A 26,145-nucleotide genomic window follows, 5' to 3' on the forward strand; every position below is an offset into this window, starting at 1 on the left:
TGAGATTGCCAGACTTGTTAGTCATTGTGCGGCTATCTTCTGCCATTTTCGGGTAAAAGACAAAATATACCTTCAATATGCGATTGTCACCCTTTCAGCGCCTTAAAAACGCTACCGGGGATAGCAAAGTCGCACATTATAACTATTTCGTAGCAATTGGCAGCTAAATACTGGTCTTATCAGGGAAGATAATCAACCGTTAACATGTAAAGAAAATCGGATCGTCCGTGTTTTGCAACGCACTGCACATATCGTGAAACTACCGCCACCACTGGCGAAACTTCTTGTAACGGCACGCTAATAGCACCGCAGCGAGCGCTGCATAAATAATCGGTTGAGGGGAGATAATTTTTACCGACCACAGATAATGTATGGGTGCCAGGATCGCCAGAAGATAGACGAAGTTGTGCAAAGACTGCCAGTTTTTACCCAGCTTTCGCTGCGCAGCCTGCGTGGATGTTAAGGTGAGGGCGAATAATATGACCCAACTGACAATGCCCAAGGTTAAATAAGGCCGCGTAATTAATTCCCGCCCTAACAACGCCAGATTATTAATGCCCAGTTCCAGTAACGCGTAGCTGGTTAAATGCAGTGTTGCCCAGGCGAAACACCATAGCCCTAACAGGCGACGTGTGCGTATCAATAATGGCTGTTTAGCGTAGCGCGCGAGTGGAGAGACCAGCAAGGTTGCCAGCAAGAATTTCAGAGCTGTCCTACCAGTAAAGTGCAGGATATCTTTGACCGGATCCGCGCTCAGACCGCCGTGATTTATCGCCCAAAATAGCCAGATAAACGGCAAAAAACCGGCAAGATGCAGGCAAAATTTCAGCCCGGTAATGTGCTTTGCGGTCAGTCGCACTTAAAAATTCTCCTGCAAATTGAGTCCGCGATACAGTGACGCAACCTCTTCGGCATAGCCGTTAAACATCAGCGTGGGCTGACGCTGTACGTCCAGAATACCGCCAGCGCCAATAAAACGCTCAGTGGCCTGGGACCAGCGGGGATGATCGACATGCGGATTCACGTTGGCATAAAACCCGTATTCATTGGGCGCGGCCAGATTCCAGGTTGTCGGAGGGCGTTCGCGCGTGAGTTTGATACTCACGATCGACTTAATGCCTTTAAATCCATATTTCCACGGCACAATTAAGCGAATGGGCGCGCCATTTTGTGGCGGAAGGGCCTTACCATAAACCCCCACGGTAAGCAGTGTGAGTGGGTGCATCGCTTCATCCAGGCGTAACCCTTCAACATAGGGATACTTCAGCCCGCCGCCAATAAAGCGATCTTTTTGCCCTGGCATTTCTTCCGGTGCGTACAGCGTTTCGAACGCGACATACTTCGCATTGCTGGTGGGTTCCACTTGCGCCAACAGTTTATGTAACGGGAAACCAATCCACGGCACGACCATTGACCAGGCTTCCACGCAGCGCATGCGGTAAATCCGTTGCTCCAGCGGGAAACGGGTGGTCAAGGTATCGTGATCGAGAGTGAGTGGTTTGGCGACCTCACCACTGATTTTTAATGTCCACGGATCGGTTTTCAGACTGCCGGCGTTGGCCGCTGGATCCGCTTTGTCGAGACCAAACTCATAGAAGTTGTTGTAGCCAGAAACTTTATCCGCTGGCGTTAAAGGAAGCGAATTTTGCCAGGCGGTGGGCTTGCTGAAATCAAGCGGCTTACCCGCAGGTGCCGGAGGGCGGTCATTACCCTTAAACCAGCTAAGAAGGTCGGCCTGCGCAGAGAGGGGCAAAGATAACGCGGCTGCGCTGATCCCTAATGCTTGCAGTACCTGACGGCGCTGCATAAAAAAAGCCGACTCGGCGGTGACGTCGGCTTCTGTAAATGGACGTAATTTCTTCATAACAGACTCCCGGCTTACGCGTCATAACTGACAGGGGACGCGTAGTTAATATGGCAGGGAGTCTGTAGATGTGCCGCGAAATTTCGTTAATTAAGTGTAAATTTCTGCGCCAGAGTCTGTTACTTCACCTTCACCAGCGTACGGCCTTGCACCTGGTTATTGATGATGGCATCGGCGAACTTCGGCGCATCCGCCAGCGTAATTTCCGTTGCAGCCTGAGCATAGAACGATTCCGGCAGATCCTTAACCAAACGCGCCCAGGCTTCTGCACGGCGTGCCGGCGGGGTCATCACCGAGTCCACTCCTTGCAAACGAACGTTACGCAGAATGAATGGCATCACGGTGGTTGGCAGAGCGAAACCGCCCGCCAGGCCGCAGGCGGCAACACAGCCGCCGTAGTTCATCTGCGCGAGGACTTTCGCCAGAACTTTGTCGCCAACGGTATCCACCGCGCCAGCCCACAGCTGTTTTTCCAGCGGGCGAGATTCAGCAAATTCATCGCGGCCAAGAATGCGGTTAGCGCCCAGGCTTTTCAGGTAGTCGTGGGTGCTTTCACGACCCGAAACCGCCGCAACCTGATAACCCAGCTTATGCAGTAACGCAACGGCCGTGCTGCCCACGCCTCCGCTGGCGCCAGTGACGACAATCTCACCGTCTTGCGGACGAATTCCTGCATCTTCAAGCGCCATGACGCAAAGCATGGCGGTAAAGCCAGCGGTACCGATGACCATGGCTTTACGTCCATCCAGCCCTTTTGGCAACGCAACCAGCCAGTCGCCTTTCACGCGTGCGCGTTCTGCCAGTCCACCCCAATGATTTTCACCTACGCCCCAACCGGTCAGTAAAACCTCCTGACCCGCATGAAAACGGGGATCTTCGCTTGCTCGCACGGTACCAGCGAAATCGATACCAGGAATCATCGGAAAATTACGAATGATTTTTCCCTTGCCGGTGATAGCCAGGGCGTCTTTATAGTTCAGGCTTGACCAGTGGACATCCACCGTCACATCGCCTTCCGGTAGCTGATTTTCGTCGAGGGGTTGAACGGATGCGAGGGTTTTTCCGTCCTGCTGTTCTAAGATCAAAGCCTGCATAACCTGTCCTCAATTCGTATAGTGGATTGGAAAATTAATAATGAAGACTATACTCGCTAATCAAAACATGATGCCGATTCTGCGCAATAAATTGCCAGATATACCTGATTTGGTAGTATGCCCTCACAGTTTGTATAAATTGGCGGATTTTGTGGTCAGTTTTGCATTTTAGAGTCGATTTATCACTTTCAGGCCTGTTTCATAACTGTCGGAGTTAACACAAGGATGCGATTAACGACGAAATTTTCAGCTTTTGTCACGCTGCTTACTGGGTTAACGATCTTCGTGACTCTGATCGGCTGTTCGCTGAGTTTCTACAACGCTATTCAATATAAGTTCACCACGCGCGTTCATGCAGTCGCGACGGCGATTGATACGCATCTGGTCTCCAGAGATGTCGTTGCGTTAACTCCGCAAATAGATGAACTGATGGTTTCTGTTGATATCGTGCGCATCGAACTGTTGCAGGGCGAAAACGTGGTGTATGACCACTCACGGACCAGCAGCTACCGACCGGCAGGGACAAACAATCTCTACCGCGAGATTACCGTACCGTTGGTTAAGCATCCGGGTATGTCATTGCGTCTGGTTTATCAGGATCCGATGGGTAACTATTTCCATTCGCTACTGACCACCGCACCGCTCACGATAGCCATTGCTTTCATTATTCTGATGCTCTTTTTGTCTGTGCGCTGGCTTCAGCGCCAGCTTTCGGGTCAGGAGCTGCTGGAGATCCGTTCTACGCGTATTCTGAACGGCGAACGTGGACCGAACGTGCGGGGAACGGTCTATGAATGGCCTGCGCGTACCAGCAGTGCGCTCGATATGCTGCTGACTGAAATTCAAAATGCCCGCGAGCAACGCAGCCGCCTGGATACGCTGATTCGTTCCTATGTCGCGCAGGATACAAAAACCGGGCTAAGCAACCGCTTGTTCTTTGATAACCAACTGGCCACGCTGCTGGAAGATCAGGAAAAAGTAGGCTCGCATGGCGTCGTGATGATGGTGCGCCTGCCGGACTTTACGCTGCTGCGCGATAGCTGGGGAATCACCCTCGCGGAAGAACAAATCTCGACGCTGATCAATTTATTGTCGACTTTTATGACGCGCTATCCGGGCGCGTTGCTGGCGCGCTACCACCGTAGCGATTTTGCTATCCTGCTGCCGCACCGTACTCTAAAAGAGGCGGAAAGCATCGCCGGGCAATTATTAAAAGCGGTAGATGCACTTCCGGCTAATAAAATGATCGATCGTGCCGATATGGTTCATATTGGCATTTGCGTTTGCCGCAGCGGTCAGTCGCCGGAGCAAGTAATGGATCATGCCGAAGCTGCCACCCGGAATTCGGTATTGCAGGGTGGAAATAGCTGGTCGGTCTATGATGACTCGCTGCCGGAAAAAGGTCGGGGCAATGTACGCTGGCGAACGCTGATCGAACAGATGCTCAGCCGGGGTGGGCCAAGAATTTATCAAAAGCCTGCGGTAACGCGCGAAGGCCGGGTGCACCATCGGGAGTTGATGTGCCGTATTTTTGATGGCAACGAAGAGGTCATTTCGGCGGAATATATGCCGATGGTCCTGCAATTTGGTCTGGCAGAAGAATATGACCGTTTGCAGATAAGCCGTCTGATCCTGCTTTTGGGCTACTGGCCGCAGGAAAATCTGGCGATGCAGACAACGGTTGAATCGCTTATTCGTCCACGTTTTCAGCGCTGGCTGCGTGATACGCTGATGCAGTGCGAAAAATCATTACGCAAACGCATAATTATTGAACTTGCTGAGGCAGATGTCTGTCAACATATCAGCCGGTTACAGCCCGTTATCAGATTGATGAATGCGCTGGGCGTGCGTATTGCCGTTACGCAGGCGGGGTTAACACTGGTGAGCACCAGTTGGATCAAAGAGCTTAACGTTGAGTTATTGAAGCTACATCCAAGTCTGGTGAGGAACATTGATAAGCGAACGGAAAATCAGCTTCTGGTTCAAAGCCTGGTGGAGGCCTGTTCGGGAACTCCCACGCAGGTTTACGCCACGGGCGTACGTTCGCGTAGTGAGTGGCATACGCTGACAGAACGCGGAGTTGCGGGTGGGCAAGGGGATTTTTTTGCCGCATCACAACCACTTGACACTAACGTGAAAAAATATTCGCAAAGATACTCGGTTTAACCTGCCGTTTAATTTGTTTTCACGTAGAATAACGCGCGCTGTGCCTTCTGGGGGTGTGCTTGCCTGCTCGCCAGGTTGTAACAGCAAACATGCAGGTGAATGACCTTTGACAGGTTGCAAACAAAAGCGAGGAGTGCTGCTGATTTATTCAGCCCTGATGGACTCAGGCCGGTTTTGTAACAAAGGAAACGAACTGCACTAATTTTCACCGTAGCAGATGATTTTTGCGCCTTGTCGCTGCTGCGTGTGGTTGGTAAAGTAAGCGGATTTTGTTTTCCGCCCCAGCTTTCAGGATTATCCCTTAGTATGTTGAAAAAATTTCGTGGCATGTTTTCCAATGACCTGTCCATTGACCTGGGTACCGCGAATACCCTTATTTATGTAAAAGGACAAGGCATCGTATTGAATGAGCCTTCTGTTGTGGCCATTCGTCAGGATCGTGCCGGTTCGCCGAAAAGCGTGGCTGCAGTAGGTCATGATGCGAAGCAGATGCTGGGTCGTACGCCGGGCAATATCGCTGCAATTCGCCCAATGAAAGACGGCGTTATCGCTGACTTCTTCGTGACTGAAAAAATGCTCCAGCACTTTATCAAGCAAGTGCACAGCAATAGCTTCATGCGCCCAAGCCCGCGCGTACTGGTGTGTGTACCGGTTGGAGCAACTCAGGTTGAACGCCGTGCGATCCGTGAATCCGCTCAGGGCGCAGGTGCTCGTGAAGTGTTCCTGATCGAAGAGCCGATGGCGGCCGCGATCGGTGCGGGTCTGCCAGTCTCTGAAGCAACCGGTTCAATGGTTGTTGATATCGGTGGTGGTACCACTGAAGTTGCCGTTATCTCCCTGAACGGCGTGGTTTACTCCTCTTCTGTCCGTATTGGCGGCGACCGCTTCGATGAAGCCATCATTAATTATGTTCGTCGTAACTACGGTTCACTGATCGGTGAAGCGACCGCAGAACGTATTAAACACGAGATCGGTTCCGCTTATCCGGGTGACGAAGTGCGCGAAATCGAAGTTCGCGGTCGTAACCTGGCTGAAGGCGTTCCGCGCGGCTTTACCCTGAACTCTAACGAGATTCTGGAAGCTCTGCAGGAACCACTGACCGGTATCGTAAGCGCAGTAATGGTTGCACTGGAACAGTGCCCGCCGGAACTGGCGTCTGACATCTCCGAACGCGGTATGGTGCTGACCGGTGGCGGTGCGCTGCTGCGTAACCTTGACCGTCTGTTAATGGAAGAAACCGGTATTCCAGTTGTTGTTGCTGAAGATCCGCTGACCTGCGTGGCGCGCGGCGGCGGCAAGGCGCTGGAAATGATCGACATGCACGGCGGCGACCTGTTCAGCGAAGAGTAATCGGATGCAGGTTGGGTAGCCCCCGCGGGTTGCCCTTCCGCTCTGATACGAGAATACGCATAGACTATGAAGCCAATTTTTAGCCGTGGCCCGTCGCTACAGATTCGCCTTATTCTGGCGGTGCTGGTGGCGCTCGGCGTTATTATTGCCGACAGCCGCCTGGGTACGTTTAGTCAAATCCGAACGTACATGGATACCGCCGTCAGTCCTTTCTACTTTATCTCAAATGGTCCTCGTGAATTACTCGACGGCGTGTCGCAAACGCTGGCTTCGCGTGACCAACTCGAACTTGAAAACCGGGCGTTGCGTCAGGAACTGCTGCTGAAAAATAGCGAACTACTGATGCTGGGGCAATACAAACAGGAGAACGCGCGTTTGCGTGAGCTGCTGGGATCGCCATTGCGTCAGGACGAACAAAAGATGGTGACGCAGGTCATCTCAACGGTTAATGACCCTTACAGCGATCAGGTTGTGATCGACAAAGGGAGCGTTAACGGCGTCTATGAAGGTCAGCCGGTTATTAGTGACAAAGGCGTAGTAGGTCAGGTCGTGGCGGTGGCTAAATTGACCAGCCGCGTGCTGCTGATTTGCGATGCGACGCATGCGCTGCCCATTCAGGTACTGCGTAACGATATCCGCGTGATCGCTGCGGGTAACGGCTGCACCGACGATCTTCAGCTCGAACACCTGCCAGCCAACACCGACATTCGCGTTGGCGATGTGCTGGTCACCTCGGGTCTGGGTGGACGTTTCCCTGAAGGTTATCCGGTTGCTGTTGTTTCTTCCGTTAAGCTGGACACTCAGCGTGCTTATACCGTGATTCAGGCTCGCCCGACTGCGGGTCTGCAGCGTCTGCGCTATCTGCTGCTGTTGTGGGGTGCCGATCGTAATGGCGCAAACCCGATGACGCCGGAAGAAGTACACCGCGTTGCTAATGAACGTCTGATGCAGATGATGCCGCAAGTTCTGCCTGCACCAGATACTATGGGACCGCCTGCGCCAATACCAGCACCTGCAACAGGCGTGGCTCCAGCGCCCGCAGATACCACGCCGCCACAACCTGCTCCGCGTAAGCCGGGAGGACAGTAAGTGGCAAGCTATCGTAGCCAGGGACGTTGGGTGATTTGGCTCTCGTTCCTTATTGCACTGTTGCTGCAAGTCATGCCCTGGCCGGATGACATTCTGGTTTTCCGACCAAACTGGGTGCTGCTCATCTTGTTGTATTGGATCCTGGCACTGCCGCATCGCGTAAATGTGGGCACGGGATTTGTGGTGGGTGCCATACTGGATCTCATCAGCGGCTCCACGCTTGGCGTGCGCGCATTGTCGATGAGTATCATTGCTTATCTGGTCGCGTTGAAATTCCAGCTATTCCGAAACCTCGCGCTCTGGCAACAGGCGCTGGTGGTCATGTTGTTATCACTGGTCGTGGATATTATTGTTTTCTGGGCCGAGTTTTTAGTGATCAACGTCTCTTTCAGACCTGAAGTGTTCTGGAGTAGTGTAGTGAATGGTGTGCTTTGGCCATGGCTATTCTTACTGATGCGTAAAGTCCGTCAGCAGTTTGCGGTGCAATAAGGTTGATATGAATACTCTGTATCTTGCTTCAGGTTCTCCACGTCGTCAGGAGTTGCTCGCTCAGCTTGGTGTTACGTTTGAACGACTGGTCCCTGGGATTGAAGAACAGCGGCACCCGCAGGAAAGCGCGCAGCAGTACGTTTCCCGTCTGGCGCGCGAAAAAGCGCAGGCTGGCGTAGTGCTGGCACAGCGCGATTTGCCGGTATTGGGTGCGGATACCATCGTTATCCTTAATGGCGAAGTGTTGGAAAAACCGCACGACGCCGCCCATGCCGCAGCAATGCTGCGCAAACTGTCGGGCAAAACGCATCAAGTTATGACGGCCGTGGCACTGGCCGATCGCCAGCACAGTCTGGACTGCCTGGTAGTGACGGAAGTGACATTCAGAGCACTAACCGATGAGGACATCGCGGGCTATGTTGCCAGCGGTGAACCAATGGATAAAGCAGGTGCATACGGTATTCAAGGGTTGGGTGGCTGTTTTGTCAGGAAGATAAATGGCAGCTATCACGCCGTAGTCGGCTTACCGCTGGTAGAAACGTATGAGTTGCTGACCAATTTTAACGCACTGCGTGAGAAAAGGGATAAACATGACGGCTGAATTGTTGGTAAACGTAACGCCATCGGAAACTCGGGTGGCTTACATCGATGGTGGTATTCTGCAGGAAATTCATATTGAACGTGAGGCGCGACGCGGAATCGTAGGCAATATCTACAAAGGTCGTGTAAGTCGTGTACTTCCGGGTATGCAGGCGGCTTTTGTAGATATTGGACTGGATAAAGCCGCATTTCTTCACGCTTCTGACATCATGCCGCACACCGAATGCGTGGCGGGTGAAGAACAAAAACAGTTCACCGTACGCGACATTTCTGAACTGGTGCGCCAGGGTCAGGATCTGATGGTGCAGGTGGTAAAAGATCCGTTGGGAACTAAAGGCGCACGCCTGACGACGGACATCACGCTACCTTCCCGTTATCTCGTCTTTATGCCGGGTGCTTCGCACGTTGGCGTATCCCAACGTATCGAAAGCGAAACCGAACGCGAACGCCTGAAAAAAGTGGTGGCGGATTACTGCGATGAGCAGGGCGGCTTCATCATTCGTACGGCGGCGGAAGGCGTATGCGAAGAGGATCTGGCCTCGGATGCTGCCTACCTGAAGCGCGTCTGGACGAAAGTCATGGAGCGTAAAAAGCGCCCGCAAACGCGCTACCAGATGTACGGTGAGTTGGCACTGGCACAGCGCGTGTTGCGTGACTTTGCCGATGCGCAGCTTGACCGCATCCGCGTCGACTCCCGTCTGACCTATGAGGCGTTACTGGAATTTACGGCGGAATATATCCCCGAGATGACCAGCAAGCTGGAACATTACAGCGGGCGACAGCCTATTTTTGATCTCTTTGACGTTGAGAATGAAATCCAGCGCGCGCTGGAACGCAAAGTTGAGCTGAAGTCCGGCGGTTATCTGATCATCGATCAAACCGAAGCGATGACCACCGTGGATATCAACACCGGCGCGTTTGTTGGGCATCGTAATCTCGACGACACTATCTTTAATACTAATATTGAAGCAACGCAGGCCATTGCTCGTCAGCTGCGTCTGCGTAACCTCGGCGGCATTATCATTATCGATTTTATCGACATGAATAATGAAGATCACCGTCGCCGGGTGCTGCACTCCCTGGAGCAGGCTCTGAGCAAGGATCGCGTAAAAACCAGCATTAACGGTTTTTCACAGCTGGGCCTGGTGGAGATGACGCGCAAACGCACACGTGAAAGCGTGGAACATGTACTGTGCAACGAGTGTCCGACCTGCCATGGGCGTGGTACGGTGAAAACGGTGGAAACCGTATGCTATGAAATCATGCGCGAAATCGTGCGCGTACACCATGCATATGACTCCGATCGTTTCCTGGTTTATGCCTCTCCGGCAGTGGCTGAAACCCTGAAAGGTGAAGAGTCACATGCGCTGGCGGAAGTTGAGATCTTTGTCGGCAAACAGGTCAAAGTACAAATCGAACCGCTGTATAACCAGGAGCAGTTCGACGTCGTCATGATGTAAATCGTGTAGTGGCACCCGCGCATGTAGGCCGGATAAGGCGCAAGCGCCGTTATCCGGCAATATTCACTCAAGGGGTGTGAGTCATATTTTTTGGTAGACAAGGAGAGGCGCGTGAGGCGATTGCCGGGGATTTTACTGCTCACTGGAGCCGCATTCGTTGTCATCGCAGCGCTGCTGGTCAGTGGACTGCGCCTTGCGTTACCTCATCTTGATAGCTGGCGTCCGGCCATTCTTGGCAAGATTGAATCCGCCACAGGTCTACCTGTTTCCGCCAGCCAGCTTTCTGCCAGCTGGCAAAATTTCGGTCCTACGCTTGAAGCGCGTAATATCCATGCGCAGCTGAAAGATGGGGGAGAATTTTCGGTAAAACGCGTCACGCTGGCGCTGGATGTCTGGCAAAGTTTGCTGCACATGCGCTGGCAGTTTCGCGATCTCACCTTCTGGCAACTGCAGTTGCGCACCAATACGCCTATCCAGCGCAGCGAAGGCGGAGATGGGATTGAAACCGGCCATCTCAGCGATCTCTTCCTGCGTCAGTTTGATCATTTCGATCTACGCGACAGCCATATCAGCTTTATAACCCTCTCAGGTCAACGTGCTGAACTGGCGATCCCACAGCTTACCTGGTTGAATGGTAAAAATCGGCATCGCGCCGAGGGTCAGGTCAGTCTCTCCAGCCTGACCGGACAGCACGGCATTATGCAGGTGCGTATGGATCTGCGTGATGACGAAGGGCTGTTGAATAACGGTCGAGTCTGGCTGCAGGCAGACGACATCGACGTCAAACCGTGGTTAGGCAAATGGATGCAGGATAATGTCGCGCTACAAACCGCGCGTTTTAGCCTGGAAGCATGGATGACGATCAGCAAAGGCGTCGTTTCTGGTGGTGATGTCTGGCTGAAAAAAGGCGGGGCAAGTTGGCTGGGTGAAAATCGTACGCACACGCTCTCCGTCGATAATCTGACGGCGCACATCAGCCGTGAAGAGCCGGGCTGGCAATTCTCTATTCCCGATACGCGTATCACCATGGATGATAAGCCCTGGCCGAGCGGGGCATTAACGCTGGCCTGGATCCCCGAGCAGGAAGTCGGTGGCGAGAATAACAAACGCAGTGATGAGCTACGCATTCGCGCCAGTAATCTGGAACTGGCCGGGTTAGAAGGACTGCGTCCGATGGCGTCCCGGTTATCACCTGCGCTGGGTGATATCTGGCGGGCCACGCAACCCAGCGGCAAAATAGATGTGCTTGCGCTGGATATCCCGTTACAGGCGACAGAAAAAACCCGCTTCCTGTCCTCGTGGACCGATTTGGCCTGGAAACAGTGGAAGCTGCTGCCGGGGGCAGAACATTTCTCCGGTACGCTTGCGGGCAGCGTTGAAAATGGGGCGCTTACCGCCTCCATGAAACAAGCAAAAATGCCGTATGAAACCGTCTTCCGCGCGCCGCTGGAAATAGAGAACGGCGTGGCGACGCTAAGCTGGCTGAAGAATGATAAAGGCTTCCAGTTAGACGGGCGCAACATTGATGTTAAAGCGAAAGCGGTACATGCGCGCGGTGGTTTTCGCTATCTGCAACCGGCTGATGATGAGCCATGGTTGGGCATTCTGGCCGGTATCAGCACCGACGATGGCTCCCAGGCCTGGCGCTATTTCCCGGAAAACCTGATGGGTAAGGATCTGGTTGACTACCTCAGCGGCGCTATTCAGGGCGGCGAAGCGGATAACGCCACGCTGGTGTATGGCGGTAACCCGAATCTGTTCCCGTATCTGCACAATGAAGGGCAGTTTCAGGTCCTGGTGCCGCTACGCAATGCGAAATTTGCTTTCCAGCCCGACTGGCCTGCGCTAACCGATCTTAATATCGAACTAAACTTCATTAACGATGGCCTGTGGATGAAGACGGATAGCGTCAATCTAGGCGGCGTGAAGGCCAGTAACCTGACGGCTAATATTCCCGACTATGCAAAAGAAAAGCTGCTGATTGATGCCGATATCAACGGGTCAGGCAAGGCGGTTGGACCTTATTTTGATGAGACTCCGTTGAATGATTCTCTCGGTGCCACGCTGGAACAGTTGCAAATTGACGGTGATGTGAATGCTCGCTTACATCTTGATATTCCGCTAGACGGCTCGCTGGTTACCGCCAAAGGCGACGTCAACCTGCGTAATAACAGCTTGTTTATTAAACCACTCGACAGCACGCTGAAGAATTTGAATGGTAAATTCAGCTTTATCAACGGCGATCTGAAGAGCGAGCCGATGACGGCGAACTGGTTTAATCAGCCGCTGAACGTCGACTTCTCCACCACCGAAGGGGCGAAAGCCTATCAGGTAGCCGTGAACCTGCAAGGCGACTGGCAGCCAACCCGCATGGGGATTTTACCGGCGCAGGTCAACGACGCCTTAAGCGGCAGCATGGCGTGGAATGGCAAAGTGGGTATCGATCTTCCGTATCATGCCGGGCCGACCTACGACATTGAGCTAAAGGGTGACCTGAAGAATGTAAGTAGTCACTTACCGGCTCCGCTGAATAAGGCGGTCGGTGAGGCGTTGCCGGTAAACGTTAAGGCTAACGGCAATCTGCGCAGCTTTGAACTGACCGGCAATGCTGGCAGTAAGAACCACTTTAACAGCCGCTGGCTGCTGAATCAGAAACTGACGCTTGACCGCGCTATCTGGACGTCGGAAAGCCGTACTGTGCCCGCGTTACCCGATCAGCAAGGCATTGAGCTTAATCTTCCCCCTATGGATGGCGCGCAATGGCTGGCGTTGTTCCAAAAAGGCGCAGCGGATAACGTTGGCACTAATGCCAACTTCCCACAACGCATCACCGTGCGTACGCCATCGTTATCCCTGGGCGGTCAGCAGTGGAATAATTTGAGTATTGTGTCTGAGCCTGCGAGCAATGGCTCCATTGTGCAGGCGCAGGGTCGTGAAATTAATGCCACGCTGGCTATGCGCAATAATGCGCCATGGCTGGCCAATATTAAGTATCTTTATTACAACCCCAGCGCGGCGAAAGCGTCACCGGGCAACACATCAGCCTCGCCGTTTTCCGCAGTGGACAACTTCAGCTTCCGCGGCTGGCCGGACCTTCAGTTACGCTGTGCCGAGTGCTGGATGTGGGGACAGAAATATGGGCGCATTGATGCCGATGTAGCAATTAAAGGCGACACGCTAACGTTGAGCAACGGTCTGTTGGATACGGGCTTTGCCAGACTGACCACCGATGGCGTGTGGGTGAATGCGCCGGGCAAAGAGCGAACGTCACTGAAGGGGAAACTGAGCGGTAATAAAATTGACTCTGCGGCCAGTTTCTTTGGCGTATCGACCCCGATTCGTAATTCTTCGTTCAACGTGGAGTATGACCTGCACTGGCGTAACCCGCCATGGGATCCGGACGAAGCTTCGCTGAATGGGATTTTGCGTACCCGGTTGGGCAAAGGTGAGCTTACCGAACTCAGTACCGGGCATGCGGGGCAACTGTTGCGACTGCTGAGCTTTGATGCGTTGCTACGTAAACTGCGTTTTGATTTTAGCGATACCTTCAGTGAAGGTTTCTATTTCGACTCGATTCGCAGCACGGCGTGGATCAAAGATGGTGTGATGCATACCGACGACACACTGGTGGATGGTCTGGAGGCAGACATTGCGATGAAAGGCTCAGTGAACCTGGTCCGTCGGGAGCTGGATATGGAAGCCATTGTCGCGCCTGAAATTTCTGCCACCGTAGGGGTTGCCGCTGCGTTTGCTGTCAACCCGATTGTCGGTGCGGCGGTGTTTGCTGCCAGTAAGGTTCTGGGACCATTATGGAGCAAAGTTTCGATTCTGCGCTATCGCATCACCGGTCCGGTCGATAAACCGCAGATTAACGAAGTTCTGCGTCAGCCGCGCAAAGAAAGCCAGCAATGATTTGACGGGGGCAAGTAATTGCCCCAATCTCAGTACATAGTATTGCCGGATGGAGCAGCGCTTATCCGGCCTACAGTAGCCTAACAACGTAGGCCGGATAAGGCGTTTTTGCCGCCATCCGGCAGAATTAAATGAGTAACCAAAACGATGAGTCTGAACCTGGTAAGTGAACAATTGCTAGCGGCGAATGGCCTGAAACATCAGGATCTGTTTGCCATTCTGGGCCAACTGGCCGAACGCCGTCTTGACTACGGCGATCTCTATTTTCAGTCGAGCTATCACGAATCCTGGGTTTTAGAAGACCGCATCATTAAAGACGGCTCTTACAATATCGATCAGGGTGTTGGCGTGCGCGCCATCAGCGGCGAAAAAACAGGGTTTGCCTATGCAGACCAGATCAGCCTGCTGGCGTTGGAGCAAAGTGCTCATGCTGCCCGTACTATCGTGCGTGACAGCGGTGACGGCAAAGTAAAAACGCTGGGAGCGGTTGAGCATCAGGCGCTTTACACTTCGGTTGATCCGTTACAGAGCATGAGCCGCGAAGAGAAACTGGATATTCTGCGTCGCGTTGATAGCGTGGCCCGTGCCGCCGACAAACGCGTCCAGGAAGTAACCGCCAGCCTGACCGGTGTTTATGAACTGATCCTGGTAGCAGCGACCGACGGTACGTTGGCCGCTGACGTTCGCCCGCTGGTACGCCTGTCCGTAAGCGTACAGGTCGAAGAGGACGGTAAGCGCGAGCGCGGTGCCAGCGGTGGTGGCGGTCGTTTTGGCTATGACTATTTCCTTGGCGACCTTGATGGTGAAGTCCGTGCTGACGCGTGGGCGAAAGAAGCCGTACGCATGGCGTTAGTTAATTTGTCCGCGGTAGCAGCGCCTGCTGGTACGCTGCCGGTAGTACTCGGCGCTGGCTGGCCTGGCGTTCTGCTGCATGAAGCGGTCGGTCATGGTCTGGAAGGTGACTTTAACCGCCGTGGTACCTCGGTATTCAGCGGTCACATGGGTGAGCTGGTGGCGTCGGAACTGTGTACCGTTGTGGATGATGGCACAATGGCGGACCGTCGTGGCTCTGTGGCTATTGATGATGAAGGCACACCGGGTCAGTACAACGTGCTGATCGAAAACGGTATTCTGAAAGGCTACATGCAGGACAAACTGAACGCGCGCCTGATGGGCGTCGCGCCAACGGGTAACGGTCGCCGTGAATCTTACGCGCACCTGCCGATGCCACGTATGACCAACACCTACATGCTGCCGGGGAAATCCACGCCGCAGGAAATCATCGAATCCGTTGAATACGGCATTTATGCGCCTAACTTCGGCGGCGGCCAGGTGGATATCACCTCCGGGAAATTTGTGTTCTCGACGTCTGAAGCGTATCTGATTGAAAACGGTAAAGTAACCAAACCGGTGAAAGGCGCGACGCTGATTGGGTCTGGTATCGAAGCGATGCAGCAGATTTCGATGGTAGGTAACGACCTGAAGCTGGATAACGGGGTTGGTGTGTGCGGTAAAGAAGGGCAGAGCCTGCCGGTGGGCGTGGGCCAGCCGACGCTGAAGGTGGATAACCTGACGGTAGGTGGTACTGCATAACATCATGATGTATGCCCGATAAGCACCAGCGCTATCGGGCATCTTTCCGGACGCGGCGTCAACGCCTTATCCGGCCAATACTCTTTTTATTTCTCTTTTCCCCGGCCGTACATCCCCTGAAAAAGCTGCGCTACATCGACAAAATACTCCGTCAGATAGTTAATCACCACCTGGACCTTGAGCGGCAGTTTGTCTTTTTCGGTATACAGCGCATAGACCGGACGCGGATCCGACTGGTAGCGGGGGAGCAGGATCTCCACTTCGCCACGATTGATCTCATTGATCACCCACATCAGCGGAACATAGGCAATGCCCGCACCCGCAGCCAGCCAGCGCACCAATGTCATCGGATCGTTAGTCACAAAACGACCCTCAGGTATCAGACGGGTGGAAATTCCTTCCGGAGCGATAAGCTCGAATTCATTATCCGGGCGCACGCTATATTCCAGCCACGAGTGGTTGCTGAGATCGGCGGGTTTCTCCGGGGCACCAAACTGTGCGAGATAGCTTTTAGCCGCGCAGACCACCATCGGCATGGCGCCCAGGCGACGCGAGAACAGACTGGAGTCCTGCAACGCACCGACGCGGATGACCACGTCCAGACCATCGGCGATTAAATCCGGTGCCGGGATGCCTGTTACCAGATTTACCGTCAGACCGGGGTATTCCTTCAGCATGGTCGCGGTCAATCCGGCAAGGACATTTTGTGCCATGGTTGAAGAACAACCAATGCGCAGCGTGCCGATGGGCGTGTTGTTAAAGGCATAAAGCTGCTCGTGAACATCCTGCGCTTCGTGCAGCATTCTCCGGCAGCCCTGGTAGTAAATTTTACCGGCTTCGGTCAGCCCAATGCTGCGTGTACTGCGGTTTAGCAGCTTAACCTGTAGCTCATCTTCCAGTTTGGAGACCGTCTGGCTTATCGATGAAACGCTCATTTGTAGCTGTCTTGCGGCGGCGGTGAAGGAGCCCAGTTCGACGACTTTGGCGAACACCGACATACGTTTTAATCGTTCCATTGTTCACTCTGGCTTAAAAGTGATTTAGATCACATAATATAGATAACAGCATAACAGTTACGTTAATATATTATTATTCAAATAACAGCTATGTCGCTCTCGCCTGGCTCATCCTTGCCCTTCTCTGCGGTGACATACGCTAGAAAATCTATCACCTGCACTCTCTTAAGTTACCAAGGTCAACATGAGTCTGTTTCCCGTTATCGTGGTGTTTGGTTTGTCCTTCCCACCGATTTTTTTCGAATTACTTTTGTCACTGGCGATTTTCTGGCTGGTGCGCCGGATGCTGGTTCCAACCGGCATCTATGATTTTGTCTGGCATCCGGCTCTGTTTAACACCGCGCTGTATTGCTGCCTGTTCTATTTAATAACGCGCCTGTTCGTTTGAGGTTGAAGTGAAAACACTAACAAAAAAACTCTCCCGTACGGCCACGACTCTCGTACTGGTCATTCTGGCCTTCATCGCTATTTTTCGCGCATGGGTGTATTACACCGAGTCGCCATGGACACGTGATGCGCGTTTCAGCGCGGAAGTTGTCGCTATTGCGCCGGATGTTGCGGGTCTTATTTCCAACGTTAACGTCCATGATAACCAACTGGTGAAAAAGGATCAGATTCTGTTCACCATCGATCAGCCACGCTACAAAAAAGCCCTTGAGCAGGCCGAAGCTGATGTTTCTTATTATCAGGTTCTGGCCCAGGAAAAACGCCAGGAGGCTGGACGTCGTAACCGCCTTGGCGTGCAGGCCATGTCTCGTGAAGAGATTGACCAGTCAAACAACGTCCTGCAAACCGTATTACACCAGCTTGCGAAAGCACAAGCGACCCGCGACCTGGCAAAATTAGATCTGGAACGTACCGTCATTCGCGCACCAGCAGACGGTTGGGTCACTAACCTGAACGTCTATAGCGGCGAATTTATTACGCGTGGTTCCACAGCGGTGGCACTGGTCAAACAGCATTCTTTCTATGTGCTGGCCTATATGGAAGAAACCAAACTGGAAGGCGTTCGCCCTGGTTATCGCGCTGAGATCACCCCGTTGGGCAGTAATAATGTCTTAAAAGGTACCGTTGATAGCGTGGCGGCGGGGGTAACAAATGCCAGCAGTACGCAGGATGCAAAAGGTATGGCGACCATTGATTCAAATCTGGAATGGGTACGCCTGGCGCAGCGTGTACCGGTGCGAATCCGCCTTGATGAACAGCAGGGAACTCTGTGGCCTGCCGGGACAACGGCTACCGTTGTCATTACCGGTAAGCAGGACCGTGATGCAAGCCAGGAGTCCTTCTTCCGTAAAATGGCGCACCGCCTGCGCGAGTTTGGTTAATCGTGATGGGTATTTTCTCCATTGCCAACCAGCATATCCGCTTTGCGGTAAAACTGGCGTGCGCGATTGTACTGGCGCTGTTCGTTGGTTTTCACTTCCAACTTGAAACTCCGCGTTGGGCGGTGCTGACTGCAGCTATTGTGGCGGCAGGCCCGGCCTTTGCTGCCGGTGGGGAACCCTATTCAGGGGCTATTCGCTATCGCGGCATGCTGCGTATTGTCGGGACATTTATCGGTTGTATTGCCGGACTGATCATTATCATCAGTATGATCCGCGCTCCGTTATTGATGATCCTGGTGTGCTGTATTTGGGCCGGTTTTTGTACCTGGATCTCGTCACTGGTGAAGATCGAGAACTCCTATGCCTGGGGGCTTTCGGGCTATACGGCGCTGATCATCGTCATTACCATTCAGGCTGAACCGCTGCTGACGCCACAATTTGCGCTCGAACGTTGCAGTGAAATTGTGATGGGGATTGTCTGTGCCATTGTGGCCGATCTGCTTTTCTCTCCCCGTTCGATAAAACAAGAGATTGATGTTGAGCTGGACAGCCTGCTGGTGGCGCAATATCAACTAATGCAGTTGTGCATTAAGCACGGCGACAGCGAGGTCGTGGATAAAGCCTGGGGCGATTTAGTCCGTCGAACGGCGGCGCTGGAGGGCATGCGCAGCAACCTGAATATGGAGTCTTCACGCTGGGTGCGTGCTAATCGCAGACTCAAAGCATTAAACACACTGTCGCTCACGCTCATTACTCAGTCCTGTGAAACTTACCTTATTCAAAATACCCGCCCGGAACTTATCACCGACACCTTCCGCGAGTTGTTCGATACGCCGGTTGAAACGGTGCAGGATGTCCATAAACAGTTGAAGCGGATGCGTCGGGTTATTGTCTGGACTGGCGAACGTGAAACACCGGTAACGATTTATAGCTGGGCAGGTGCGGCGACGCGCTACCTGCTGCTCAAACGTGGTGTGGTGAGTAATACCAAGATTAGCGCTACGGAAGAAGAGATCCTGCAAGGTGAGCCGGTGGTGAAAGTGGAGTCTGCCGAGCGTCATCATGCGATGGTTAACTTCTGGCGTACCACGCTTTCTTGTGTGCTGGGGACCTTATTCTGGCTATGGACCGGATGGACTTCCGGCAGCGGTGCAATGGTGATGATTGCGGTCGTCACCTCGCTGGCAATGCGTTTGCCAAATCCTCGCATGGTGGCGATAGACTTTATCTATGGGACGTTGGCAGCGTTACCGCTCGGAGCGCTCTATTTCCTGGTGATTATCCCTAATACGCAACAAAGCATGCTGTTACTGTGCCTGAGCCTGGCGGTGCTGGGATTCTTTCTGGGGATTGAGGTACAGAAACGACGGTTGGGATCGATGGGGGCGCTGGCCAGCACCATTAATATCATTGTGCTGGATAACCCGATGACCTTCCACTTTAGCCAGTTCCTTGATAGTGCGCTGGGGCAGATTGTTGGCTGCGTGTTGGCGTTTATCGTCATTCTGCTGGTGCGTGATAACTCTCGTGACAGAACAGGCCGCGTATTGCTCAACCAGTTTGTTTCGGCGGCGGTTTCAGCAATGACCACCAATGTAGTCCGTCGTAAAGAAAATCATCTTCCGGCACTTTATCAGCAGCTGTTTTTACTGATGAACAAGTTTCCCGGCGATCTGGCGAAGTTTCGCCTGGCGCTGACGATGATCATCGCGCACCAGCGCCTGCGTGATGCACCGGTACCGGTAAACGAGGATCTATCCGCATTCCATCGTCAGCTTCGTCGTACTGCCGATCACGTAATTTCAGCAGGAAATGACGACAAGCGCCGACGCTACTTTAGCCAGTTACTGGAGGAGCTTGAGGTTTACCAGGAGAAATTAATCATCTGGCAAGCACCGCCTCAGGTGACCGAGCCGGTAAAACGACTCAGTGGGATGCTGCACAAATACCAGCATGCGCTGGTCAGTAATTAAGAGTTGAAAACCGACGCTAAAAGCGTCGGTTTTTTTATGGCTATACTTACCTGAAAATGCGAGAGACCCCTGGATATTGGCGGTCTGTAGAGTAGCTGGCGTCGGGATGGTGGCTATAGATGAACATCTATACATTTGATTTTGACGAGATAGAAGATCAGGGCGATTTCTATCGCGAGTTCACGCGCACGTTCGGTCTGGCCCGGGAAAAGGTGGTTGATTTGGATTCTCTGTGGGAGGTGGTGATCGGGGAAGTCTTGCCGCTGCCGCTGGAGATTGAATTTGTCCATTTACCGGACAAGCTGCGCAGGCGATACGGCGCGTTGATTTTACTGTTCGATGAAGCGGAAGAAGAGCTGGAAGGGCAGTTGCGTTTTAACGTTCGTCACTCAATGTAAGACATAAAAAAGCCCCCGGCAGGCGGGGGCAAGTCGTCGGACTTAGACGACGAGGGTTTATTTGTAGAGTTCTGCAGTAGCGTGCCAGTGAGCACCTTCACGGAGTTCGGTGACGCGATAGCTGCTGGCGCCTGCTTTTTCAGCTTTAGCGGCGATGGCCTGACGCATGTCCATTGGTGAACTACCGATCTGAGAGACGGAGACGCTACCGATGGATTGCAGATTCTGTGCTTCTTGTGAGTTCACCTGAGTAACCGCGGCGCTTGCACCGAAGGAGAGGACAGAAAGAAGGCTTAAGGTTGCAATAGTAGTTTTGATTTTCATGATATTTACCTCGTCGAATTCTTTTATTGGGGGTCTGTGTTTCGTGACCCTCATCACAAAATCAAGTATACACTAATCACCCAATAAATTAATACCACGCTAATTGTTTCACTGGGTTTTGAGTGTTAAGGAAATGATTTTTTATAACTCAATGGAATTAAAAAGAGCATTTCAAACAGCTTATACAAAATAAATTTAATTAAATCATGTAGATGCTTTATTTTGCAAAATGTGCGTTTTTAAGGCTGCATATTCACCATGTGAATGTGTTTTGATGGTTAAACGCACCATTTGTTAAATCAATAGCAGTGGAAAAGAGAAGGAGGGGGATGAAAAGAAAGTGTTTTCCCCCGCCGCGAGGCGACGGGGAGGCGGTATTACAGTTCTTGTTCGAACAGTTCCAGAATGGCTTCGTACAGATCTTTTACCGTAAAACCCTTAGCTGGGGTGGTGAAGATGGTATCGTCACCGGCAATCGTACCCAGGATACCTTCCGCTTTCCCCAATGAGTCCAGCAGACGTGCAATCAACTGAGCAGCGCCGGGGCTGGTATGAATAACTACGACCGCATCGTTATAGTCGATATCCAACACCAGATTTTTCAGCGGGCTTGAGGTCGTGGGTACACCCAGCTCCGCCGGAAGACAGTACACCATTTCCATTTTCGCATTGCGGGTACGCACGGCGCCAAATTTGGTCAGCATGCGTGAAACCTTGGACTGATTGATATTATCAAAGCCCTGATCCTGCAACGCGAGGACGATTTCGCCTTGAGAGCTGAACTTTTCTTCTTTAAGTAGCGCTTTAAACGCCTTTACTAATTCTTCTTGTTTTGCCGAGCTTCGCATAAGTCACCCGTAATATGGCGGTAGAAACAACATTATTGTGCATACAGATGAATTTTTATGCAAACAGTCTGCCTTGTTCAAGGCTGAAATAATGTTATGAAAGAGCGGAATTTTATCAAATTTCGTTATCAAGAAACATGCCTGTGTCACGGCTCGCAAATAAGGTTAAAAGTAAATTAAATGTTATCAAATTGATGTTGTTTTGAGAGGCGGGTAGGGTATATTGTCAGCACCTGTTGGAAAGTTGCTCTACTGTGTGGGTGGTTTTGAATTACGTAACTTAGGTTTTATTTTACGTAAGTTAAATGCATAAAAGCCAAATTTGCGTGACTACGCATTCTTGACGCGTGGTTGTTGTATTCATTGGATTTGTGAATTAAGGTCGCCGCCGCGGAGCAATAGACATTTTGCTTATCAATATAATAAGGAGTTTAGGATGAAAGTTGCAGTCCTCGGCGCTGCTGGTGGTATCGGTCAGGCGCTAGCATTACTGTTAAAAACCCAACTGCCTTCAGGTTCAGAACTCTCCCTGTACGACATCGCTCCAGTAACACCTGGTGTGGCCGTTGATTTGAGCCATATCCCTACTGCTGTGAAAATCAAAGGCTTCAGCGGCGAAGATGCTACCCCTGCACTGGAAGGTGCTGATGTGGTACTGATCTCTGCGGGTGTCGCACGTAAACCGGGTATGGATCGTTCCGACCTGTTCAACGTCAACGCCGGAATCGTGAAGAACCTGGTGCAGCAAGTTGCTAAAACCTGCCCGAAAGCGTGTATCGGTATCATCACCAACCCGGTGAATACTACCGTTGCTATCGCTGCAGAAGTGCTGAAAAAAGCAGGCGTATACGATAAGAACAAACTGTTTGGCGTGACCACGCTGGACATCATCCGCTCCAACACCTTTGTTGCGGAACTGAAAGGCAAACAACCAGGCGACGTTGAAGTTCCGGTTATTGGCGGCCATTCTGGCGTGACCATCCTGCCACTGCTGTCACAAATTCCTGGCGTAAGCTTCACCGAACAAGAAGCAGCTGACCTGACTAAACGTATCCAGAATGCGGGTACTGAAGTTGTGGAAGCCAAAGCCGGTGGCGGTTCTGCAACCCTGTCTATGGGTCAGGCTGCTGCACGTTTCGGCCTGTCCCTGGTTCGCGCATTGAGCGGCGAAAAAGGTGTGGTTGAATGTGCTTACGTTGAAGGCGACGGCCAGTATGCTCGTTTCTTCTCTCAGCCGCTGCTGCTGGGTAAAAACGGCGTAGAAGAGCGTCAGTCTATCGGCAAGCTGAGCGCGTTTGAACAAAGCTCGCTGGAAGGCATGCTGGATACGCTGAAAAAAGATATTACTCTGGGCGAAGAGTTCGTTAAGTAACGCGAGAGAGGCCTGCGTGTATTTGTAGGCCTGATAAGCGTAGCGCCATCAGGCATTACGTACTAACTCTCTACGATATCGCCTAATAAAAACCGGAGCCAACATGCTCCGGTTTTTTTATGGTCAGTAGGCCGCCAGACGTGACGTTAATTGGTGGCTGGGTATTCCTGGATCGTTACCTGCAGCGTCAACTGTTTGTCATCACGCATCACGACAACGGAGATAACTGAACCTGGTCGAATCTCTGCCACCTGGTCCATCGTTTCCAGCGCAGACACCGCCGGTTTGTTATTGACCGAGATAATCAGATCGTTAACCTGAATGCCTGCCTGTGCTGCCGGACCATCCGGGGAAACTTCGTTAACCACAATCCCCTGAATTTGATCCATCCCGCCGCCCTGAGCGTGCAGTGGTGCAATTTCGCGACCGCTGATACCGATGTAGCCACGAATCACGCGCCCGTCACGAATCAGCTTATCCATGATTTTAGTCGCCAACTGAAACGGAATGGCAAAACCGATCCCTTCCGGGGTTTCGCCATCGTTGCTCTTATCAAATGACAGCGTGTTAATCCCCATCAATTCACCCAGTGAGTTGACCAGCGCACCGCCGGAGTTTCCGTGGTTGATGGAAGCATCTGTTTGCAGGAAGTTTTGCCGTCCTGTCGGGTTCAGGCCAATTCGACCGGTGGCGCTGATGATCCCCTGAGTGATGGTTTGCCCAAGGTTGTACGGGTTACCGATGGCGAGTACTACGTCACCAATGTGCGGCACGCGTTTGTTATTAATTGGGATTGTTGGCAGCCCGCCAGTGGCGTTGATTTTCAGCACCGCAAGGTCGGTTAACGTATCAGACCCCACAAGCAGCGCTTCAAATACGCGGCCGTCCTGCAATGCGACGATGATTTGGTCGGCATCGTTAATGACGTGCTTATTGGTAATGATATAGCCGCGCTGATCCATGATAACGCCTGAGCCGAGCGTGCGGATCTCAAGCTGGTTATGTGCTGTGCTGTTCATACTGCGGTTATAAACGTTAACGACGGCTGGAGCAGCACGGCGAACCGCCGAGTTATAGCTGGCAGGCGTTTCATCTGCACTGTCGAACTGCGGTGCGGTAAGCGTATTAATTTTTCGCAGAGAGGGCATCGCCGCCAGCAGAATGGCGCCGACGATTAAACCAATCGCGACCGAACGTAAAAGCTTCACAAACATGATGGCGGCGTCATTAAAAAAGGGAACGGCAGCAGCATATCACGAGTTAACCGGACATCACACGGGGGCTGATGTCCGGTTGCATGCGTTAACGCAGGAGCAGGTAAATACTCTCGTTACCGCGCACCACCTGCAGAGCAATGATCGACGGTTTCGCTTCCAGCACTTTTCGCATTTCGGCGATTGAGTTTACGCGATCGCGGTTAACGCCAATGATAACGTCATCTTTATGCAGACCGGCCTGTGCGGCAGGGCTGCTTTTTTCTACGTTATCAATTCTGATGCCTTTGGTGCCGTCTTTTAACTGACCGTCGCTGAGCGTGGCCCCTTGCAACGCAGGCGCAATCATCTCTGCGCTGGCGGACGATGATGTGCTGGTATCGAGGGTGACTTCAACCTCCAGCGGTTTACCGTTACGCAGCAGGCCCAGTTTGACCTTGGTCCCAGGTTCAGTTGTTGCAATGCGTGAACGCAGCTCGGCGAAGCTGTTTAGCGGTTTACCGTTGAGGCTGGTAATGACGTCACCAGATTTCACTCCCGCTTTTGCGGAGCCGGAGTTAGGCAGAACCTCACTGACAAACGCGCCACGCTGTACGTCCAGTTTGAACGCTTTGGCGATATCCGAGGTCATTTCGGTGCCTTTGATACCCAACAGACCGCGTTTGATTTCACCAAACTGCATCAGCTGCTGTGCCAGCGTGCGCGCCATGTTGCTCGGGATTGCAAAACCAATCCCGATGCTGCCGCCGCCGGGGGCCAGAATCGCGGTGTTAATACCGATCAGCTCACCGTTCAGGTTGAGCAATGCGCCGCCGGAGTTACCGCGGTTGATAGAGGCGTCAGTCTGAATAAAGTTTTCCAGACCTTCCAGGTTCAACCCACTGCGACCCAAGGCAGATACAATGCCGGAGGTGGCTGTTTGACCCAAACCGAACGGGTTACCCACAGCCACCGCGAAATCACCCACGCGAAGTTTGTCGGAGTCAGCAATGGCAATTTGCGTCAGGTTGCTGGGGTGCTGAATTTGTAGCAGTGCGATATCGCTCTGATCGTCGCTGCCGATAAGCTTAGCGTCGAACTCACGGCCATCATTAAGCTGAACGCTGATTTTTTGCGCCTGATTAATAACGTGGTTATTGGTCAGAACGTAGCCTTTGGCTGCGTCAATGATGACCCCTGAGCCCAGCCCTTCAAAGGGCTGTGACGGTTGATCGGGAAGTTCATCACCAAAAAACTTTTTGAACTCTTCCGGGACTTTCTGCCCCTGAGTGGCGGTACCTTCAACCCTTACGCTCACCACTGCAGGTAACACTTTCTCCAGCATCGGAGCGAGGCTGGGAAGCGCAGCCTGACCGGGAACCTGGCCGGGGATAGACGCTGCGGCCGGGAATGGCGCCGAGAGAGTTAACCCGACACTTAACGCTAATGCACTCAACAGCTGGGTTTGTTTTTTCATGGATCCTGCTCTCGTACCTTGAGTAAACGGAAGATGATTCAAAACAGGTTGATGTTATTGAATTTTCGGTTAGGTCACAATGCGGCTAACGACTAAATAATAGCTGGGACAGGAAGAGAAGCGGAGGGCGCAATTGCTGCGCCCAATAAATTTCTTAACGATGTGCGGTTAGTCGCGCTTTGCGCCGCTACGCAGCAGGCCGGATGCCCCTTCAGAATAGTCACGTGGCATCTGAACCGGCGCCTGATCGTTGCCTGCTTCAGACTCTGCCAGACGGTTACGGAACGGGTTGTTTTCCGGCGACATACCCGGCAGCAGGTTGCTGGAGCTTTTCGCCATGTGCTGGTAAATCTGACGATAATCATCCGCCATGTTATCCAGCAATTCAGCGCTGCGGGCAAAGTGGCTCACCAGCTCTTCGCGGTACTCTTCCAGCTCAGCTTTATTTTTTTCCAGTTCGTACTGCAATGCCTGCTGTTGACGTAATTTACGATTACCAAAACGCATGGCTACAGCACCAATAATGATACCGACGACTAACCCAATTAGCGCATATTCCCAGGTCATGAACATCTCCCGTTGTCTTGTGTTTCCGTAGG

22 protein-coding genes are annotated in these 26,145 nt (G+C 52.5%); 13 read left to right on the forward strand and 9 right to left on the reverse strand.

Features of this window, described 5'->3' with window-relative positions:
• Positions 1–259: 259 nt before the first annotated feature.
• The 3 genes from msrQ to acuI form a co-directional block, all read right to left on the reverse strand.
• A complete protein-coding gene (msrQ, locus tag LY264_RS02330; protein ID WP_048225749.1) occupies positions 260–859 on the reverse strand; it encodes a protein-methionine-sulfoxide reductase heme-binding subunit MsrQ in 600 nt (199 codons plus the stop codon).
• A complete protein-coding gene (gene msrP, locus LY264_RS02335; protein ID WP_048225747.1) occupies positions 860–1,864 on the reverse strand; it encodes a protein-methionine-sulfoxide reductase catalytic subunit MsrP in 1,005 nt (334 codons plus the stop codon). It abuts the gene before it with no gap.
• Between the two features lie 119 nt (positions 1,865–1,983).
• On the reverse strand, positions 1,984–2,958 hold the full coding sequence (gene acuI, locus LY264_RS02340) for an acrylyl-CoA reductase (NADPH) (RefSeq protein WP_003828832.1): 975 nt from the start codon (positions 2,956–2,958) through the stop codon (positions 1,984–1,986).
• A 225-nt stretch (positions 2,959–3,183) separates the two neighbouring features.
• Between acuI and csrD the strand changes: the two genes are divergently transcribed.
• The 8 genes from csrD to tldD all read left to right on the forward strand — a co-directional run bounded on the left by csrD (position 3,184) and on the right by tldD (position 15,617).
• Positions 3,184–5,124 carry an RNase E specificity factor CsrD gene (gene csrD, locus LY264_RS02345; RefSeq protein WP_048215442.1) on the forward strand — a complete coding sequence of 647 codons (1,941 nt, stop codon included), beginning with the start codon at positions 3,184–3,186 and terminating at the stop codon, positions 5,122–5,124.
• A gap of 306 nt (positions 5,125–5,430) precedes the next feature.
• On the forward strand, positions 5,431–6,474 hold the full coding sequence (gene mreB, locus LY264_RS02350) for a rod shape-determining protein MreB (RefSeq protein ID WP_000913396.1): 1,044 nt from the start codon (positions 5,431–5,433) through the stop codon (positions 6,472–6,474).
• Positions 6,475–6,540: 66 nt separating this feature from the next.
• Positions 6,541–7,563 (forward strand): rod shape-determining protein MreC, encoded by a 1,023-nt coding sequence (gene mreC / locus LY264_RS02355; protein WP_008785960.1) that lies wholly within the window; start codon positions 6,541–6,543, stop codon positions 7,561–7,563.
• Complete coding sequence (gene mreD / locus LY264_RS02360) at positions 7,564–8,052, forward strand: rod shape-determining protein MreD (RefSeq protein WP_003025196.1); 489 nt, start codon at positions 7,564–7,566, stop codon at positions 8,050–8,052.
• A gap of 7 nt (positions 8,053–8,059) precedes the next feature.
• The gene (locus LY264_RS02365) at positions 8,060–8,653 is read left to right on the forward strand and encodes a Maf family protein (RefSeq protein ID WP_048225746.1); all 594 of its coding nucleotides are present in this window, start codon (positions 8,060–8,062) and stop codon (positions 8,651–8,653) included.
• A complete protein-coding gene (gene rng / locus LY264_RS02370) occupies positions 8,643–10,112 on the forward strand; it encodes a ribonuclease G (RefSeq protein WP_003025190.1) in 1,470 nt (489 codons plus the stop codon). Before LY264_RS02365 ends, rng begins: the two co-directional genes overlap by 11 nt.
• Positions 10,113–10,223: 111 nt before the next feature.
• Positions 10,224–14,024, forward strand: a complete 3,801-nt coding sequence (gene yhdP / locus LY264_RS02375; protein WP_048225743.1) for an AsmA2 domain-containing protein YhdP — start codon at positions 10,224–10,226, stop codon at positions 14,022–14,024.
• Positions 14,025–14,171: 147 nt separating this feature from the next.
• Positions 14,172–15,617 carry a metalloprotease TldD gene (gene tldD / locus LY264_RS02380; protein WP_003025183.1) on the forward strand — a complete coding sequence of 482 codons (1,446 nt, stop codon included), beginning with the start codon at positions 14,172–14,174 and terminating at the stop codon, positions 15,615–15,617.
• Positions 15,618–15,703: 86 nt separating this feature from the next.
• Here tldD and aaeR read toward each other — a convergent pair whose 3' ends face one another.
• Positions 15,704–16,633, reverse strand: coding sequence for an HTH-type transcriptional activator AaeR (gene aaeR / locus LY264_RS02385; protein ID WP_008785957.1), 930 nt, complete (start codon positions 16,631–16,633; stop codon positions 15,704–15,706).
• A 184-nt stretch (positions 16,634–16,817) separates the two neighbouring features.
• On the opposite strand from aaeR, the gene aaeX reads away from it, so the two are divergent.
• The 4 genes from aaeX (at position 16,818) to LY264_RS02405 (ending at position 20,332) form a co-directional block, all read left to right on the forward strand.
• Complete coding sequence (gene aaeX, locus LY264_RS02390) at positions 16,818–17,021, forward strand: p-hydroxybenzoic acid efflux pump operon protein AaeX (protein WP_003828816.1); 204 nt, start codon at positions 16,818–16,820, stop codon at positions 17,019–17,021.
• A 7-nt stretch (positions 17,022–17,028) separates the two neighbouring features.
• Positions 17,029–17,961 (forward strand): p-hydroxybenzoic acid efflux pump subunit AaeA, encoded by a 933-nt coding sequence (gene aaeA / locus LY264_RS02395; RefSeq protein ID WP_003828814.1) that lies wholly within the window; start codon positions 17,029–17,031, stop codon positions 17,959–17,961.
• A gap of 5 nt (positions 17,962–17,966) precedes the next feature.
• Entirely contained in the window at positions 17,967–19,934 is a 1,968-nt protein-coding gene (gene aaeB / locus LY264_RS02400; RefSeq protein ID WP_048225741.1) for a p-hydroxybenzoic acid efflux pump subunit AaeB, read from the forward strand.
• A 119-nt stretch (positions 19,935–20,053) separates the two neighbouring features.
• On the forward strand, positions 20,054–20,332 hold the full coding sequence (locus LY264_RS02405; protein ID WP_003025168.1) for a barstar family protein: 279 nt from the start codon (positions 20,054–20,056) through the stop codon (positions 20,330–20,332).
• 57 nt (positions 20,333–20,389) lie between these two features.
• Here the strand turns inward: LY264_RS02405 and yhcN are convergent, their stop codons facing one another.
• Both yhcN and argR read right to left on the reverse strand, forming a co-directional pair.
• Complete coding sequence (yhcN, locus tag LY264_RS02410) at positions 20,390–20,656, reverse strand: peroxide/acid stress response protein YhcN (RefSeq protein ID WP_003828812.1); 267 nt, start codon at positions 20,654–20,656, stop codon at positions 20,390–20,392.
• Positions 20,657–21,033: 377 nt separating this feature from the next.
• Positions 21,034–21,504: a transcriptional regulator ArgR gene (gene argR / locus LY264_RS02415; protein WP_003025162.1), complete on the reverse strand. Its 471-nt coding sequence runs from the start codon at positions 21,502–21,504 to the stop codon at positions 21,034–21,036.
• Between the two features lie 436 nt (positions 21,505–21,940).
• Here argR and mdh point away from each other — a divergent pair, with 436 nt between their 5' ends.
• Positions 21,941–22,876: a malate dehydrogenase gene (gene mdh / locus LY264_RS02420; protein WP_008785953.1), complete on the forward strand. Its 936-nt coding sequence runs from the start codon at positions 21,941–21,943 to the stop codon at positions 22,874–22,876.
• A gap of 146 nt (positions 22,877–23,022) precedes the next feature.
• Here the strand turns inward: mdh and degS are convergent, their stop codons facing one another.
• The 3 genes from degS to zapG all read right to left on the reverse strand — a co-directional run bounded on the left by degS (position 23,023) and on the right by zapG (position 26,113).
• Positions 23,023–24,090, reverse strand: a complete 1,068-nt coding sequence (degS, locus tag LY264_RS02425) for an outer membrane-stress sensor serine endopeptidase DegS (RefSeq protein WP_032945146.1) — start codon at positions 24,088–24,090, stop codon at positions 23,023–23,025.
• A gap of 88 nt (positions 24,091–24,178) precedes the next feature.
• Positions 24,179–25,546: a serine endoprotease DegQ gene (degQ, locus tag LY264_RS02430; protein WP_008785951.1), complete on the reverse strand. Its 1,368-nt coding sequence runs from the start codon at positions 25,544–25,546 to the stop codon at positions 24,179–24,181.
• Positions 25,547–25,714: 168 nt separating this feature from the next.
• Entirely contained in the window at positions 25,715–26,113 is a 399-nt protein-coding gene (gene zapG / locus LY264_RS02435) for a Z-ring associated protein ZapG (RefSeq protein WP_003025147.1), read from the reverse strand.
• Positions 26,114–26,145 lie beyond the last annotated feature (32 nt).

It is taken from the genome of Citrobacter portucalensis (genome assembly GCF_023374935.1).
In the GTDB taxonomy this organism is placed as follows: Bacteria; Pseudomonadota; Gammaproteobacteria; order Enterobacterales; family Enterobacteriaceae; genus Citrobacter; species Citrobacter portucalensis.